Annotated in this window: 15 protein-coding genes; 6 read left to right on the top strand and 9 right to left on the bottom strand. The window is 61.3% G+C overall.

Translation table 11 applies throughout. The annotated features are described in order from the left end of the window. Positions 1-87 precede the first annotated feature (87 nt). The 4 genes from cydB to ACEE43_RS04145 form a co-directional block, all read right to left on the bottom strand. A complete protein-coding gene (cydB, locus tag ACEE43_RS04130; protein WP_449107375.1) occupies positions 88-1,167 on the bottom strand; it encodes a cytochrome d ubiquinol oxidase subunit II in 1,080 nt (359 codons plus the stop codon). A 17-nt stretch (positions 1,168-1,184) separates the two neighbouring features. Then, positions 1,185-2,756, bottom strand: a complete 1,572-nt coding sequence (locus ACEE43_RS04135) for a cytochrome ubiquinol oxidase subunit I (RefSeq protein ID WP_449107374.1) — start codon at positions 2,754-2,756, stop codon at positions 1,185-1,187. Positions 2,757-3,040: 284 nt separating this feature from the next. Then, positions 3,041-4,057, bottom strand: coding sequence for a malate dehydrogenase (locus ACEE43_RS04140; protein WP_431463737.1), 1,017 nt, complete (start codon positions 4,055-4,057; stop codon positions 3,041-3,043). A 79-nt stretch (positions 4,058-4,136) separates the two neighbouring features. Continuing rightward, positions 4,137-6,230, bottom strand: a complete 2,094-nt coding sequence (locus ACEE43_RS04145; protein WP_449107373.1) for a DNA gyrase/topoisomerase IV subunit B — start codon at positions 6,228-6,230, stop codon at positions 4,137-4,139. Positions 6,231-6,466: 236 nt separating this feature from the next. Between ACEE43_RS04145 and ACEE43_RS04150 the strand changes: the two genes are divergently transcribed. From ACEE43_RS04150 to ACEE43_RS04160, 3 genes are all read left to right on the top strand, one after another. Further along, positions 6,467-6,664, top strand: a complete 198-nt coding sequence (locus ACEE43_RS04150; RefSeq protein WP_237189203.1) for a DUF7455 domain-containing protein — start codon at positions 6,467-6,469, stop codon at positions 6,662-6,664. A gap of 197 nt (positions 6,665-6,861) precedes the next feature. Continuing rightward, the gene (locus tag ACEE43_RS04155; RefSeq protein WP_449107372.1) at positions 6,862-7,098 is read left to right on the top strand and encodes a helix-turn-helix domain-containing protein; all 237 of its coding nucleotides are present in this window, start codon (positions 6,862-6,864) and stop codon (positions 7,096-7,098) included. Next, positions 7,095-7,688, top strand: a complete 594-nt coding sequence (locus tag ACEE43_RS04160) for a hypothetical protein (protein WP_449107371.1) — start codon at positions 7,095-7,097, stop codon at positions 7,686-7,688. The genes ACEE43_RS04155 and ACEE43_RS04160 overlap by 4 nt, the downstream gene beginning before the upstream one ends. Positions 7,689-7,864: 176 nt before the next feature. On the opposite strand, the gene ACEE43_RS04165 is transcribed toward ACEE43_RS04160, so the two are convergent. Continuing rightward, positions 7,865-9,325, bottom strand: coding sequence for a class I SAM-dependent RNA methyltransferase (locus tag ACEE43_RS04165; protein ID WP_449107370.1), 1,461 nt, complete (start codon positions 9,323-9,325; stop codon positions 7,865-7,867). Positions 9,326-9,366: 41 nt separating this feature from the next. After that, positions 9,367-11,319 carry an APC family permease gene (locus ACEE43_RS04170; protein ID WP_449107369.1) on the bottom strand — a complete coding sequence of 651 codons (1,953 nt, stop codon included), beginning with the start codon at positions 11,317-11,319 and terminating at the stop codon, positions 9,367-9,369. Positions 11,320-11,507: 188 nt separating this feature from the next. On the opposite strand from ACEE43_RS04170, the gene ACEE43_RS04175 reads away from it, so the two are divergent. After that, positions 11,508-12,200, top strand: coding sequence for a potassium channel family protein (locus ACEE43_RS04175; RefSeq protein WP_237195506.1), 693 nt, complete (start codon positions 11,508-11,510; stop codon positions 12,198-12,200). Beyond that, a complete protein-coding gene (locus tag ACEE43_RS04180; RefSeq protein WP_135011890.1) occupies positions 12,191-12,844 on the top strand; it encodes a potassium channel family protein in 654 nt (217 codons plus the stop codon). Before ACEE43_RS04175 ends, ACEE43_RS04180 begins: the two co-directional genes overlap by 10 nt. Positions 12,845-12,925: 81 nt before the next feature. Here the strand turns inward: ACEE43_RS04180 and ACEE43_RS04185 are convergent, their stop codons facing one another. Genes ACEE43_RS04185 through dut form a run of 3 tightly spaced genes read right to left on the bottom strand, consistent with a single transcriptional unit; the run spans position 12,926 to position 14,776 of the window. Further along, positions 12,926-13,462 carry an asparaginase gene (locus ACEE43_RS04185; RefSeq protein WP_237211986.1) on the bottom strand — a complete coding sequence of 179 codons (537 nt, stop codon included), beginning with the start codon at positions 13,460-13,462 and terminating at the stop codon, positions 12,926-12,928. A 5-nt stretch (positions 13,463-13,467) separates the two neighbouring features. After that, on the bottom strand, positions 13,468-14,298 hold the full coding sequence (locus tag ACEE43_RS04190; protein WP_449107368.1) for a DUF3710 domain-containing protein: 831 nt from the start codon (positions 14,296-14,298) through the stop codon (positions 13,468-13,470). 34 nt (positions 14,299-14,332) lie between these two features. Continuing rightward, positions 14,333-14,776 (bottom strand): dUTP diphosphatase, encoded by a 444-nt coding sequence (gene dut / locus ACEE43_RS04195; RefSeq protein ID WP_237199541.1) that lies wholly within the window; start codon positions 14,774-14,776, stop codon positions 14,333-14,335. 133 nt (positions 14,777-14,909) lie between these two features. Here dut and ACEE43_RS04200 point away from each other — a divergent pair, with 133 nt between their 5' ends. Next, positions 14,910-15,377 (top strand): DUF3093 domain-containing protein, encoded by a 468-nt coding sequence (locus ACEE43_RS04200; protein ID WP_431463749.1) that lies wholly within the window; start codon positions 14,910-14,912, stop codon positions 15,375-15,377. Positions 15,378-15,475: the final 98 nt, after the last annotated feature.

The raw sequence follows: 15,475 nt of genomic DNA on the forward strand, positions 1-15,475 counted from the left end.
GGTGTCAGCACACTGCCCCTCAAGGTAGGCGAAAGGACGCCGGGAGCTGCTCCCGGCGTCCTTTCGTCACTGCGCCTGTGCTAGCTGCTAGGCGTTGTGGGCGCTTGCACGAGTGGCGCGAGCGGCCAGCTCGGTGGCGTCGTGGGCATCGGGGATGCTCTCAACGCGCAGGCGCTTGCGGAAGACCCAGTAGGTCCAGCTCTGGTAGACGAGCAGAATCGGGATGCCGAAGAGGCCGACCCAGCTCATCACGCGCAGGGTGTACTCGGAGCTCGACGCGTTGGCGATAGTGAGGTTGTAGGCCTCATCGAGGGTTGAAGGCAGGACGTTGGGGTATAGGGCCAGGAAGATGGCCAGGACGCCGAAGCCCACAAATACCGCAAAGCCGGAGAAGGCCTTACCCTCGCTCCTGCGGCTGGCAAAGAACCAGGCAGCGGCAAGAGCCAGCACGGCAAGGACGGTTAGGGCGTAGGAGATGCCGTTACCGGTGGTCACCTGCATGTAAACGACCCAGACGACAACCGGGAGCACCAGCAGGGGTGAGAACTTGACCAGGGCAGCACCGGCACGGTGGCGCACCTCGCCGTCGGTCTTCAGCGCGATGAAGGCAAGACCCATGACCAGGGAAACACCGACCATGGCCAGGCCGCCCATAAAGACAGCGGGAGTTAGCCAGGCGAAGGCACCGCCCACACGGTCACCGTTTGCGTTGATGGGCAGGCCGGTGGAGGTCAAGGCCAGCAGGGCACCGACCAGGAAGGCGATGAAGAAGGAGCCCAGGGAGATAGCCAAGGTCCAGCCGGCAATCCAGCGCTCTGAATCCTTCTTACCGCGGTACTCGATAGCAACAGCACGGAAAATCAGGGCCAGCAGGGCCAGGGTCAGCGGGATGTAGAGGGCCGAGAAAAGGGAGGCGTACCACAGCGGGAAGGCGGCGAAGGTGGCAGCGCCACCGGTCACAACCCATACCTCGTTGCCGTCCCAGACCGGGCCGATGGTGTTCAGCAGCAGGCGGCGTTCTTTCTCGTTTTTGGCAAAGATTCGGCTCATGAGCATGCCTACGCCCAGGTCGAAGCCGTCGAGGATGATGTAGCCCACCCAGAAGAAGCCGATGACGGCGAACCAGAGGGTCGGCAGAAGAGGCTGGTCAGCAAAAAGCTCAAACATGTGTGTAAGCCCCTTTCTTAGTAGGCGAACGCGAGCACGTCGCGGTCGTTCTTCTCGTCGGTATCGTGCGGGTCCTCAACCAGCTCGGGCATAGCCGCTGCCACACCGGCCTTAACGTACTTGGCCAGCAGGTAGACCTCAACGACCATGAGCACACCGTAGACCAGACCCAGTGAAATCAGTGAGAAAAGGATCTCGTAGCCGGAGACACCGGGCGAGACAGCGGCGGCAGTGAACATCATGATGGCGGGGTTGCCGTCAGGGTTGGGGGCTACGACGAAAGGCTGGCGGCCCATTTCGGTGAAGATCCAGCCGGTGGCGTTGGCACCGAAGGGGGCCAGAATGCCAGCGATTGCCAGGTAGGAAATCCACTTGGCTTCGGGTACGGTACCTTCGCCCTTCTTGCGGGTTACCCACAGAACGTAGAGGAAGGAGAGGGCGCTGATACCGCCGAAGGTGATCATGCCGCGGAAGCCGTAGTAGGTCACTTCCATCAGGGGCAGGTACTCGACCTCGGTACCGGCGCGTTCCCCGTAGAGCTCGGGGTTATCGGGGATGGTGGTGCCGTAGGTTTCTTCGTACTGGGGCAGCAGGGTGGTGATGCCGGGGACGTCGGTGGTGAAGTTGTTGTAGGCCAGGAAGGAGAGCAAGCCAGGAATTTCAATCACTGCCTGGACCTCATCACAGTTCTGGGCACCAGGTGATGAGAGAGAAAGGACAGAGAAGCCGGTGCCGTCGTGGCAGGCTGCCTCGGCAGCTGCCATCTTCATGGGCTGCTGCTCAATCATGAGCTGGGCCTGGTGGTGCCCGGTAAAGGCGGTGCCGATGAAGGCTGCAAAGCCAACGATAGCGCCGATGCGCAGGGACTTGAACCAGACGTTGAAGTCGGTCTTGTCGCGGGCACCTTCGGTAGTTTCGCCGACGATAACCTTGCCGTCTTCCCCGATGGTATCGATGCCGTCGCGGCGGCGCTTCCAGAGCTTGTACCAGGCGATACCGACCAGGAAGCCACCGGCAACCTGCAAGGCACCGAAGATAGCGTGGGGGTAGGCCACCAGGGCGGTGTTGTTGGTGAGGACGGCGAGGACGTCGGTCATGACGGGGCGGCCGTCAATCATTTCAACGCCAACAGGGTGCTGCATCCAGGAGTTAGCCACGATGATGAAGTAGGCAGAGAGCCAGGAGGCCGCTACAGCAATCACCAGGCAGGCTGCGTGTACCTTGGGGGCCAGTTTGTCCCAGCCGAAGATGAAGAGACCTAGGAAGGTGGACTCAACGAAGAAGGCCAGTAGGCCTTCCATCGCCAGAGGGGCGCCGAAGACGTCGCCCACAAAGCGGGAGTATTCGCTCCAGGCCATACCGAACTGGAATTCCTGCACAAGGCCGGTTGCAACGCCCATGATGAAGTTGATGAGGTAGAGCTTGCCCCAGAACTTGGTCATGCGCTTGTATTCGTGCTTCTTGGTTCGCACGTAGGCGATGTAGAAGCCAGCTACAACGGCACCCAGGCCCAGGGTCAGCGGAACCATCATGAAGTGGTAGACGGTGGTGATACCGAATTGCCACCGCGCTAGTTCGAGGGGATCCATTGACATCCTTGAGAGTTAAAGTGATGCACCGCCTGCGGGCTGGCAGCTCTGCCGACTGCCCGGCGCAACGGTGCGGGTGTGTTGTGCTCTAGGATAGCGGGCTTGTATGAGCGTGCCCTTAGGGTGGTTTTGACCTCTTCACCAGGCGATTTGACGGTTCACTAAAGGTCACTTAAACGCTAAGACTCCCGCACACCCTCAGCAGGGTTGCGGGAGTCTCTGCCGGTTTTTACACCGAGTGCCCATTTAGTGACAGTTTGTCTAGTCACACCGGGGCGGCAAGTTTAACGGGGGCCGAGCAGACCAAGCTGGGCGACGGCGTCCTTCTCTTCAACCAGCTCTGCCACGGAGGCCGCAATGCGCTGGCGGGCAAAATCCGAGTGCTCTAAACCGTGAACAATCTCATATCCACCTGCTGAACACCTGACCGGGAAGGAGCTGATGATCCCCTCGGGCACACCGTAGGATCCATCGGATGGCACTGCCATTGAGGTGGTCCGCTCCCCCGTACCCAGGACCCAGTCGCGCACATGGGCTAGGGCGGCGTGGGCAGCGGAGGCGACGGAAGACCCACCGCGCACCGCGATAATTTCAGCTCCGCGCTGGGCGACGGTGGGGATGAAGGTTTCTTCGATCCAGGCCTGACCCAGATTCTTTTCTGCAAGAGCATCCAGGGCCGGGCGGCCGCCGACGGTGGCGTGGAAAAGGTCGGGGTACTGGCTGGCTGAGTGGTTGCCCCAGATAGTAATGCCGTCAATCTCGGGTACGGACGCACCGGTTGCAGCAGCCAGCTGAGCAACCGCGCGGTGGTGGTCAAGGCGGGTCAGAGCGGTGAAGCGTTCTAAGGGGACGTCCGGTGCATGAGAGGCAGCAATCAGGGCGTTGGTGTTAGCCGGGTTGCCCACGACAGCCACTTTGACGTCATCAGCGGCATGGTCATTGATGGCTTTCCCTTGCACAGAGAAAATACCGCCGTTAGCTTCGAGCAGGTCGGCTCGTTCCATACCCTTGGTGCGTGGGCGGGAACCAATCAGCAGGGCAATGTTGCTACCCTCAAAGCCGACGGTGGGGTCATCGGTAATGTCAACCGATTCAAGCAGGGGGAAGGCGCAGTCTGCTAGTTCCATGGCGGTGCCTTCAGCGGCTTTGAGTCCGGCGGGTATTTCGAGTAGACGCAGGCGGACGGGGGTATCAGCCCCCAGCATCTCCCCCGCCGCGATGCGGAAGAGGCTGGCATAACCAATCTGGCCGGCTGCGCCGGTCACGGTGACAGTAACAGGGTGCTTCTTTGCATGTGTCATGGGCAACATTTTACCCAGTTGCTAGGTCGCACAGACTCCGGCACGCCGCACCTGCATATCGCAGCCCAGTTAATTGTTGTTAGGCGTCAATTGCGGTGTGGTCCAGCTTGGTCGCACCGCGAATAATGAAATCCTTACGCGGGGCAACCTCTGAGCCCATCAGCAGGGTAAAGGCCCGCTCGGCAGCCTCGGCGTCCTCGACCCGCACACGACGGAGCATGCGGTGGCGGGGGTCCATGGTGGTCTCCGCCAGCTGGTCGGCGTCCATCTCACCCAGGCCCTTGTAGCGCTGGATGGGTTCCTTGTAGCTCTTACCCTCAGCCTCAAGCCGGTCGAGCAGCTCGTGCAGTTCTTTCTCGGAATAGGTGTAGACCATCTCGTTGGCCTTACCCCGGTTGACCACCTCGACCCGGTGCAGGGGCGGCACAGCGGCGTAGACGTGGCCGGCTTCTACCAGCGGCCGCATGTAGCGGTAGAAGAGGGTCAGCAGCAGGGTGCGGATGTGGGCGCCGTCCACGTCCGCGTCCGTCATCATGATGATCTTGTTGTAGCGCTTCTGCTCTAGATCGAAGGTGCGGCCAGAACCGGCGCCAATGACCTGAATAATGGCGGCGCACTCGGCGTTGGCCAGCATGTCGGTCAGGGATGCCTTCTGGACGTTCAGAATCTTGCCGCGAATGGGCAAAAGGGCCTGGTAGGTCGAGGACCGCGCTAGGCGGGCTGTGCCCAGCGCCGAGTCACCCTCCACAATAAAGAGCTCAGACTTCTCAACATCGGTAGACCGGCAGTCCACTAGCTTGGTGGGCATGGAGGATGTTTCCAGGGCGTTCTTACGACGCTGGGTTTCCTTGTGAACTCGCGCTGAGATACGCGACTTCATCTCGGCAACAACCTTCTCAGAAACAGCCGTTGCCTGGGTCTTCTCCCCCCGGGCCGTGGAGGTCAGCTTGGCAGCTAGCTGCTTGGCAACCACCTTAGAGACAATCTGCCGCACCGCCGGGGTACCCAGAATCTCCTTAGTCTGGCCCTCAAACTGGGGCTCAGCCAGACGCACGGTGAGCACAGCAGTGAGCCCTGCCAGCACGTCGTCCTTCTCAATCTTGTCTGTGCCCGCCTTGAACTTTCGCGCATTATCGGCAATGTGCTTGCGGAAGGTCTTGAGCAGGCCCTGTTCAAAGCCGGTCTGGTGGGTACCACCCTTGGGGGTGGAAATGATATTGACGAAGGTACGCAGCTTGGTTTCATAGCCGGTACCCCAGCGCAGGGCAACATCCACTTCACACTCGCGCTCAACTTCTGTGAGCTGGGAGTGGCCCTCGGCATCGAGCACGGGGACGGTCTCGGTGAAGGTGTCGGTGCCGGTGAAGCGCCAGATGTCGGTCACTGCCTGGTCGTGGGCCAGGTAGTCCACGAACTCGGAGATACCGCCGTCGTGCTGGAAGACCTCCTCAACGGTCTCAAATTCGCCGGGGGTGCCGGGTAGGCGGCGTTCGTCGCGCACGGCAATGCGCAGGCCGGGAATGAGGAAGGCAGTCTGGCGCGCACGAGCCGCCAGGTTCTCGTAGCTGAACCGGGCGTCCGGAGTGAAAATCATGGGATCGGCCCAGTAACGCACGCGGGTGCCGGTGACCCCGCGCTTAGCCTTACCCACCACCTGCAGGGCATCGGTGGAAGCGGTGAAGGGGGCGTCGGGCTTGGGAGTGCGGGCGTCCTCAAAGATGCCGGGCACGCCGTGGCGGAAGCTCATCTGGTAGGTCTTGCCACCGCGGTCCACCTGCACGTCCAGGCGGGAAGAGAGCGCGTTGACGACCGAGGCACCCACACCGTGCAGACCGCCCGAGGCGTTGTAGGAGCCGCCGCCGAACTTACCGCCGGCGTGCAGCTTGGTGTAGACCACCTCAACGCCGGAGAGTCCGGTGCGGGGTTCAATGTCGGTGGGTACGCCGCGGCCGTCGTCCTGTACCTCAACTGAGCCGTCCTTATAGAGGATGACCTGGATGGACTGCCCATACCCGGCCAGGGCCTCATCGACCGAGTTGTCGATGATTTCCCAGAGGCAGTGCATGAGGCCGCGCGAGTCGGTGGAGCCGATGTACATGCCGGGGCGCTTGCGCACGGCTTCGAGGCCTTCGAGCACCGATAGGTTGCGGGCGGTGTAGTTGTTTGCTGCCACGAAACTCTCCTGCAGGTATGGACGGGGTGCCTATCTAGTGTAGTACACGTGTTCGGTTTGGCGGGGCTTGCCGCTGCTGTGCCTGAGTTGTGGCGGTGCGGACGCCCGCGATCGGTTTGGGCTGGAACTTTGGGTTGACCGCTGGGGTTTAGCGCTGTGGGCGAAAGGACGTGCGGGGCGGCCCGGTCGGTGATTGTATGGAGGGTAAGAAAGAAAGCTTTTGAAAGGAGCCTATCGTGAGTGCAACTCTTGAGACCCGCCGCGAACTGACAGCTGCTGACCGGTGCGATGCCTGCGGCGCCCAGGCCTATGTGCGTGTGGTGATGGAGTCGGGTTTGGACCTGCTCTTCTGCGGCCACCACGCTCGTGCCAAGGAAGAGGCCCTGCGGGCTGTAGCTGTCGAATGGGACGACCAGACCGACCGCCTCAGCTAGCAGTCACCACCCCACCGCGCCCCACAGGAGTAGGTACCATTTAAATCAGAAAAACCCACGAACTAGGTGGGTTTTTCTGATTTAAGTGGTCTTTTCTTTTTCATGATGGGCTCAAAGAAGCCTTGCATATCGATTTTCAATATGAAACGATAGAGACATATTGATAATCAATATGACTTACCGCAGCAAAGGACCCTATGGCCTCAGAAGAAGAACACAGCATCATCTGCCACTTAGATAAGCTCCTGGAAGAGCGCAACATGAGCCTGGTCGACCTCTCACAACACGTTGGAATCTCTGTTGCGAATCTTTCCATACTGAAAAATAACCGCGCCCGCGCCGTCCGGTTTACCACCCTCACTGCCCTCTGCCGGGTACTCGACTGCACACCTGGTGACATCTTTACCTACAAGGACGAAGGAAAAGACTCATGAAAGCTCTATCAAAATATTTTGGTCTTGCAGCCGACAACAGCAAGCCTCAGCCTGCTGAACACCAGTTCTCAGTTGCGACGATGTATACAGCTTTTGCTGTAGTTCTTATTCTTTATGTTGCCTTTGTGCAGTGGCCAGAGCATGGAATTCCCAGCTCTCTTCACCGCTACAACCCTGAGCTAGAGGGTGGTACCTACTGGGTCAGCTCGGAGGGGCTGAGCACAGGCACCCAGATTCTGGCTTGGTCGGCTTTTGCTTGGAAGTTCCTCATGTACCTTTGTGTAGCTGTACTTCTTCATCAGGTCGCTAAGTCTTTTTACCGCAAGGCAGATTTCACGCTCAGGGCGCTGAACCACCTTCGGGTCGCCCCCATTGTATTGCTGGTCGGAATGCTTGGGTACTCCCTACTCACCGATTTGACCGCCCGCGGAATAGAAAAATCTGCTGGGCTTAGCAAACTTGAGTGGGAACCAACTTTTATGTCCGATCAGGGTCTAATAACAGTTCTCTTTATTGCCACCCTGTTCTTTATTGAGGGAGCCCTACGACGAGGAATAACTCTGCAAGAAGACTCAGACGGAACCATCTAGAAGGCTTATTCATAAGGATTAGGTGAAGCAGGCTCACAGCGAAGCTGCTGGCTCGGGGCTGGCGTGAATCGCTTGTGAGCGCTAGCGAACCAGCGAGAGGGTCGGCAGCGAGCGTGAGCCTGCGTAACCTCTTCTGAATAAGCCTCAGAGATTCTGCTACTTTCGCAGCATATTGCCTATGCCCCGTACCGGCTAAAGACTGCCACCGCTTCAACGTGGTGGGTGTTGGGGTACATATCAAACGCTTCAACCGACTCCAGCCGCCAGCCTGCTGCCCGCAGGTAGCCGGTATCGCGGCCCAGGGCAGCCGGGTCGCAGGCCACATAGACAATCCGCTGGGGGGCCAGGGCAGAAACCTGTTCCATCACTGCCCGGCCAGCACCCTCACGCGAAGGGTCGCAGATGACGACGTCCGGGGCGGCAAAGCGCCCAGCAGAGACTTCTGCAGAAACCTGCTCAAGCACTTTGCCGACGTCCCCGCGTTCGACGCGCACGCGCGTCCGCTCGGATCTGTGGGTGCGGGAGGGCCCCTCATCACCAAAGTTCTCGGACGCATTGCGGCTAGTCACAGGGGATCCCTCAACCGACAAAACCGTGCCCCTGTCCCCCACGGCGTCCGCCGCGAGCGCGGTGAAGAAGCCGGCACCAGCGTAGAGGTCGTAGACCGTCATGCCCTGCGACAGGCGGGCAGCTTCAAGCACAGCGTTACCCAGCACCTCGGGGGCGGCCCGGTGAATCTGCCAGAAGCCGGTGGCACCAACGTTCCAGTAGAAGTCCTGGGCGTAGACGGTGGCTGTCTCCAGCAGGTTGGGGGTGGCGGCCCCGGCGATGAGGTCGGCGGGTTTGGTGCCGCGGCGGCGTCCGCCCTTTTTCTCGGGGGTAAAGACCAGGGTGATCATGCGTTCTTCTAGAGAACCCCACAAGGATCGGGCCTGGGCCTCAATATCCGCGGCAACCTCGGCAGGCGTGGTGCGGGCAGATACGGTAAAGACCACGGCCACCATATCGGTGGCGGCTACAGCCACATCAACCCGGGTGATACCGGTCAGTTTGAGCCGGTGCAGTTCGAGGGCCTCAATGCGCTCATCGGCCAGGGGAAAGCCGGTGACGGGCACGGGGGTAGAGCTAGAGTGCGGGAACATGGCAATCTGCTGGCTTTCGCGCTCCACCGCAAAATGCACGCGGGTGCGCCAGTGCAGCCCTCTGTTATCGCCGGGCAGGGCATGGACCGGCAGGTTAGCCAGTAGCGGGTGGTCAGTGGGCACACCGCCCAGGCGCACCAGCTGTTCGGTCACAATCTGCTGCTTATAGGCCCGCTGGGTGGCAAGATCCAGGTGGCCGTATTCCATACCGCCGAGAGGCTGGGCGGACGCGAGCGCGTCCGCCGGTGCCCAGGGGTGGGGGCGGCGCTGCGGTGCGGGGGTCTCTACGGAGACGACGTCTGCGAAGAAGAAGCGACCTTTGGGGCCGCGGCCGGTGATGCGGGCGGTAGCGGTCTCCCCCACGACTCCGTGGCGGACGAAGATGACGCGGTCGTCCGCTCTAGCGACAAGGGCGCCGCCGTGGGCCGGACGCTCGGGGGTGAGTTCGAGGAGGTCACCGATAGCGGGTTCGGGCGTGGTGGGGGTGGTAGACATGTGTTTCTCGCTTTGAGGGTGGCTCGGTGGGTTTTTTTAGTTTATCGTTCGATTTGCCAAGGCACGGAGGCTACAACGACGCCCGGTTCGTGGCGCAGGCGGGCTTTGAGTTTGTGTACGGTGCGGCGGTGGAAGATGCCCTGCCACCAGTGGGAGACCACGTATTCGGGCAGGTAGACCACAAGTACGTCGCGGGGGGATTTTTGGCGCATCTGCTGCACGTATTCGAGCACGCTGGCGGCGGGGTTGCGGTAGGGCGAGTCCAGCACGGTCAGGTCGACGGGCAGTTCGAGGGCTTCCCAGGTGTCGATGTTTTCGCGGGTGCGGGCTTCGTCCACGTTCACCATGAGAGCTTCGATGGACGAGGGGCGGGAGGCCCGTGCGTAGGCGAGGGCCCGGAGCACGGGTTTGCGCACCCGCTCAACGTAGATGAGGGCGTGGACGCGGGAGGGCAGCGCCCGGTCTGCGGCCAGTTGTTCGGGGTCGGCTGAGAGGGCTAGCTGCCGGTCGATACTGCTGTAGTGTTTGTTGGTTTTGATCATGAGCCAGGTCAGAAGAAGAATGAGCAGCACGGTGACCCAGGCACCGTGGGTGAACTTGGTAAGAATAATAACCACGAGCACGGTAACCGATGCGCCGGTACCAATGGCGCTGATACCGATGTCGCGCCAGAGGGTGCGGCGTTTTTTGGTATCGAGGGTGATGCGCTGGGCCCGCCAGCGGTTACGGAGCACCGCATACTGGGTGAGGGTCATGGCGGTGAAGACACCCACAATGTACATCTGCACCAGGGCGTGCACGTTGGGGCCGACGATAGCGACCAGCAGCATAGAGCTAACGCCCAGGGCCAGCACACCGTTGGCGTAGAGGGAGGCTGAGCTTCGAGCTGACAGATGCACCGGTAGGTACTGCTTGGCGGCAATGGTGGTGGCGAGCATGGGGAAGCCGGTAAAGGCGGTCATGGCCGCGACCATCAACACTCCGATGGTGGCAGCGCCTAGCAGGATGCTGGCTAAGGGCAGGCCAAAGATAGCATCGGTAATTTGAAGGAGCACGGGTACCTGGTGGAAGTCCTCCCCCACCGGCTGGCCATTGACAAGTAGCCCCTGGGCCGGGTCAAGGACGCTGACCGCCCCGGTTTGCTGGGCCAGATAAAGCACCCCCAGCAGGGAGAGCGCTGAGAGACCGCCAATCACCATGAGGCTGGTGGCCGCATTGCGCTGACGCGGCGGGGCGAAAGCCTTGACCGCGTTACTGACGGTGTTAACTCCTGTCAGGGCCACAGAGCCAGAAGCAAAAGCCCTGACCAAGAGCAGGCCCACGCCGAGCTGCGTGGTCAGCACCTCGGCAGCACCGTCAGGTACCACCACCGTATACTCAGCCGATACCGCGCGCCCGAGCTGCCCGGTGGCGTCCGCAATGAGACCGCAGGCCACGGTTACCGCAAGCAGAACCAAAAAGACATAAGAGGGAAGGTGCGACACCCGCAGCATCACCTTGAGGCCGCGCAGGCAGATAAAGGTCACCAGAGCAATGAGGAAACAGGCAATCAGCCGCTGATGCCCCAGCAGTACCGGGGTAATCGACTCAAGGTACTGGGCAGCAGAAGACAGCGACACCGCAACCGTGAGCATAAAGTCAACCATCAGGGCAGCGCCCAGCACGATAGCGGCGGTTATCCCCAGGTTCTGGTGCACCAGGGCGAAGTCGCCGTGCTCCCCCACATGCTGGATGTTATAGCGGTAGGCACCCACCACAACCAGCAGAATCAGGGCAATGCCCAGCCCCACCAGGGGTGAGTAGGCTAGGGCACCGTGGCCGGCCAGGAGCAGGGTCAGCAAAATTTCGTCGGGGGCATAGGCAACCGACGAGAACCCGTCCGCCCCGAACAGGGGTAGGGCACGGCGTTTGGGCAGGTTGCCCTTCTTGGCGTGCCTGCTGGTGACGGGGGCACCAAAAATCAGGCGGGTGGCCGCGCTCCTAATATTTCTCACAGGCTCTAACCGTAGTCGGTAGAGCGGGGAAAACACAGCTATACACAGCACATTTTGCTCGTGGGTCAGGACGCCCCCGCGCGGCTATGGCGCGCCGGTTGGGTGGTGGGGCCGCCGGGCGTAGACTAGAGGCAACCCTGCTGTGCGGGGTTTATGTTTGTTTCCGTCGTGGTTTCGTGAGGTGCTAAGTGCCCCATTTTGTGATTATGGGTGCTGGTCGTGTGGGCGTTATGCTGGCCCATACCCTAGAAGATGCAGGTCATTCGGTTGCTGTAATCGATCAGGATGACCGGTCTTTCCGCAGGTTGCGCAAGGATTTTGCGGGTAAGAAGGTGACCGGTGTGGGCTTTGACCGCGAGACCCTCAAGCGGGCCGGTATTGAGCACGCCTACGCTTTTGCCGCGGTGTCTTCTGGCGATAACTCCAACATTATTGCCTCTCGTGTAGCCCGTGAGACCTTTGGGGTGCAGCACGTGGTGGCCCGTATCTACGACCCCAACCGGGCTGAGTTCTACCAGCGTCTGGGTATTCCCACGGTGGCTGCGGTGCGCTGGTCGACCGACCAGGTGCTGCGCCGCATTTTGCCGGAGCAGGCTATGGCCGGTGATTTCCGTGAGGCTTCGGGCCGCCTGATGCTCGGTGAGCTGCAGCTGCACGAGGACTGGGCTGGGCACGCCCTGACCGAGATTGAGCAGGCTGCCGGTGTGCGCGTGGCCTACCTGACCCGGTTTGGGGAGGGTATGCTCCCCACCAAGGAAACCTCCTACCAGCAGGGCGATACGGTGCACGCCATGATGCGCACCGAAGACATCAACGACATTGCCAGGGTGCTGAGTGCTCCCCCGGCACGCAACGCTGAGGGGGATCTGGAATGGAAGTAATCGTTATCGGCGCTGGCTCGGTGGGCTCATCAAGCGCCCGCGAACTACTCTCCCACGGCCACACGGTCACCATTATCGATATCAAGCCCGAGGCGATTTCCCGCAGCGACATTCAGCACGCCCACTGGGTGATTGGGGACGCCTGCGAGCTATCCGTCCTGCGCCAGGCCAAGCCCGAGAACGCGGACGTCATCGTGGCAGCCTCAGGCGACGATAAAACCAACCTGGTGGTATCGCTGCTGGCCCGCAGCGAGTTCGGGGTGCCCCGCACCGTGGCCCGCGTGAACAACCCCAAAAACGAGTGGCTCTTCGACGACTCCTGGGGCGTGGACGTTGCGGTTTCTACCCCGCGCCTCATGACCGCACTGGTGGAAGAGGCCGTTGAGGTGGGCGACGTCGTGCGCCTGCTGACCCTCAAGACCGGCAGCGCTACCCTGGTCGAGTACACCGTACCCACCGACCACCCGATTATTGGTCATACCGTCGATAACGTTCAGTGGCCCTACGAGACCACCCTTACCGCTATCCTGCGTGACGGGGTACCGATTACCCCCAGCGGCGACGACGTGATTGAGGGCGGCGACGAGCTCTTCTTCATCACCACCCCCACCGGTGAGGACGACATCCGCGCCCTCTTCAGCTAGCCCTCTTCGTGCTTATCAGTAAAAAGGACGCCGGCCCCACCTTCGGCGAAGAAGGTGGGGCCGGCGTCCTTGTGCCTGCTACTAGAGGGCCGGAACAATCTCGTAGCGCGGGTTGTACATGAGGGGCTTCTCGCGGGTGCTCAGCATGCCCGAGACCCGAAGATAGCCGCCTGCCTCTATTCCCGGCACCTGACGCTGGCCCTGCCAAATCAGGGTCAGCACCGTACCTGGGCTCAGCGGCGGGAACTCCGGGTAGAGCACCCGGGGAGCCGCCCGGTTGACACTAAACCGGGTGGTGAAGCCGGTCTCCTCATCCAGCACAGAAATCTGGCCGGTTGAGGTGTCTTCGGTGGTGCTCACATCAGTGGTGTCATCAAGATCTTCACCGGTCTCTGCAATGGGCATACCCGTCATGGGGTGGGTCTTCGCCGGAGGCAGGGGCTTAGACTTATCGACCAGCAGGGTCACCTCGAACCGGGGGTTAGCCCCCACATGCGACATGTGCACACGGGTCACCCGCCCGGCGGCCCTGGCGCGAAACCGCTCGGGGTACTCTTCCAGGCGGGTCACCGGCCCGGCAGCCCGCTGCTGGGTAAAGGGAGACTCAGTCTCAGGCATGGGCACTAGCCGATTTCAGTGATTTCGGGGCCGCGGCGGGGCACCTCAACGGTGGGCTTCTTCTCAGCCTGGGCAGCCGCTGCGGCAGCGGCCTGGGCGGCTGCGGCGTCCTGAATGTTCTGGGGTACGCGCATGGGCAGCAGGTCGCGCGGGGGCATGGGGTCAGAGCCACGGTTGACCACGATGGTGCGGAAGACCTCTTCAAGAGCGGTAGCGCTCTCACCGGGTAGCACAGCCTTGCCCGAGAAGACACCGCGGACGAACCAGCGGGGGCCGTCCACGCCCACGAAACGGGCAATCCGGAAGCCCTTGCGTCCGTCGGGAAGTTCAGCGGGTACGCGGGAGATCAGCTGACGCCCGAAGGGGCCGTCGTTGATATCAACCTGGCCACCCTGGCGGCGCACGCTCTCAGACAGTTCCTTACGAATTTCATCCCAGATACCGCGACTCTTAGGAGCCGCAAAAGCCTGCACCTGCAGGGTGCCTTCGCCCAGCTGCAGGGTCACCGCGATAACCTGCTGGGTCTTCTGATCCGCCTCAAGGCGCAGGTTCAGCCCGGGGTTGCTCTTGACCAGCAGGCCGCCCAGGTCGATGTAGCTAGAGCCGGTGCGCTGCTCGGTAATGTCAAAGGGGCCGTTATCACGGGTAAATTCCACGAAGGACGCCGCAGGCTCCTGCTGCGCGGCAGGCTGCTGGGTGCCGCCCTGGGCAGCCTCAGCAGGCGCCTCTTCAGCGGCGATTTCCTTCTCGTCGCTCTCTACAGCGGCAGCTGCCACACCCTGCTCACGCTCAGTCGCGGCGTCCGCGCCATTCTTTTTCTTACCAAAACCAAACATAGTGCCTCCTTCGGCCCTCGCCTATCTACTGCTCTTACTGTACGCCCGTTGAACCGAACCCGGCAGTTCCACGCTCGGTTTCGCTCAAACTCTCCACCACATTAAAAGTAGCCGACTCAAACCGCTGAATAACCAGCTGGGCAATGCGGTCACCGCGCTGAATCTCAAAAGCCTGCTCCCGGTCGGTATTGAGCAGGCAGACCATAAGCTCACCCCGATACCCGGAATCAACGGTGCCCGGTGCGTTCACAATCGTAATGCCGTGCTTAGCAGCCAGACCCGAACGGGGGTGCACCAGACCCACATACCCCTCAGGCAGGGCAATCGCCACGCCGGTCGGCACCAGGGCCCGCTCACCCGGTTGCAGGGTGAGGTCCACGCGAGAGCGCAAATCAGCACCGGCGTCCCCGGGCTGGGCGTAGGCGGGGGGCTCAATTCCCTCATCGAGCATCTTGATATCAATCTTAAGCTGGTTCATCACCCTCTTTACTGTACCGGCTTAAGCGCTCCGGTGCCGCCCACATCGGGCGCCAAAACCCCTTAGACTAGAACCTGTGCACCGGGTTTGCCCCGGCTCATACTTCACAACTTGTCCCTCGTCGAAGGAAGCTATGCCTGCTACCGCCCCCACCGTGCTGTACCGTGAACGTCTGGCCCCCGGAATCGGCCTGTGGATAGGCTGCCTGGGCGTTGGCCTAGCCTCTTTCCTGGTCGGCGCACCGATTAATATCACCGCTGGCATCGTTGCCGGTATCGTGATGTTCCTGCTGGTCGGCGGAATACTCTACGGCAGCTCCCCCACCATCGAAATTACCGAGACCACTGTACGCTTCGGTAGGGCCCGTATCGAACGTGACTATGTTGGTCGAGCCTACGCCTTCCGAGGTGAAGATGCCCGCCTCGCTACCGGCCCGGCCCTCGATGGCCGCGCCTACATGTGTTTCCGCGGGTGGATTACCTCGGTCATTCGTGTTCAGATTACTGACCCGGCTGACCCCACCCCCTACTGGATTGCGTCCTCCCGCCACCCAGAAAAAATTGCCGCCATCCTGAATGAGGGGCTGCCCGAAGAAGACTAAGACGCCCAAAGACTGTTAGTACCTGGCAGACCTAAGTCTCTAGGCGATACGAGGGCGGGCCCGCGTTGTATAACGCGGGCCCGCCCTCTTACTTTTGA

Source organism: Rothia sp. 11254D007BW (genome assembly GCF_053548195.1).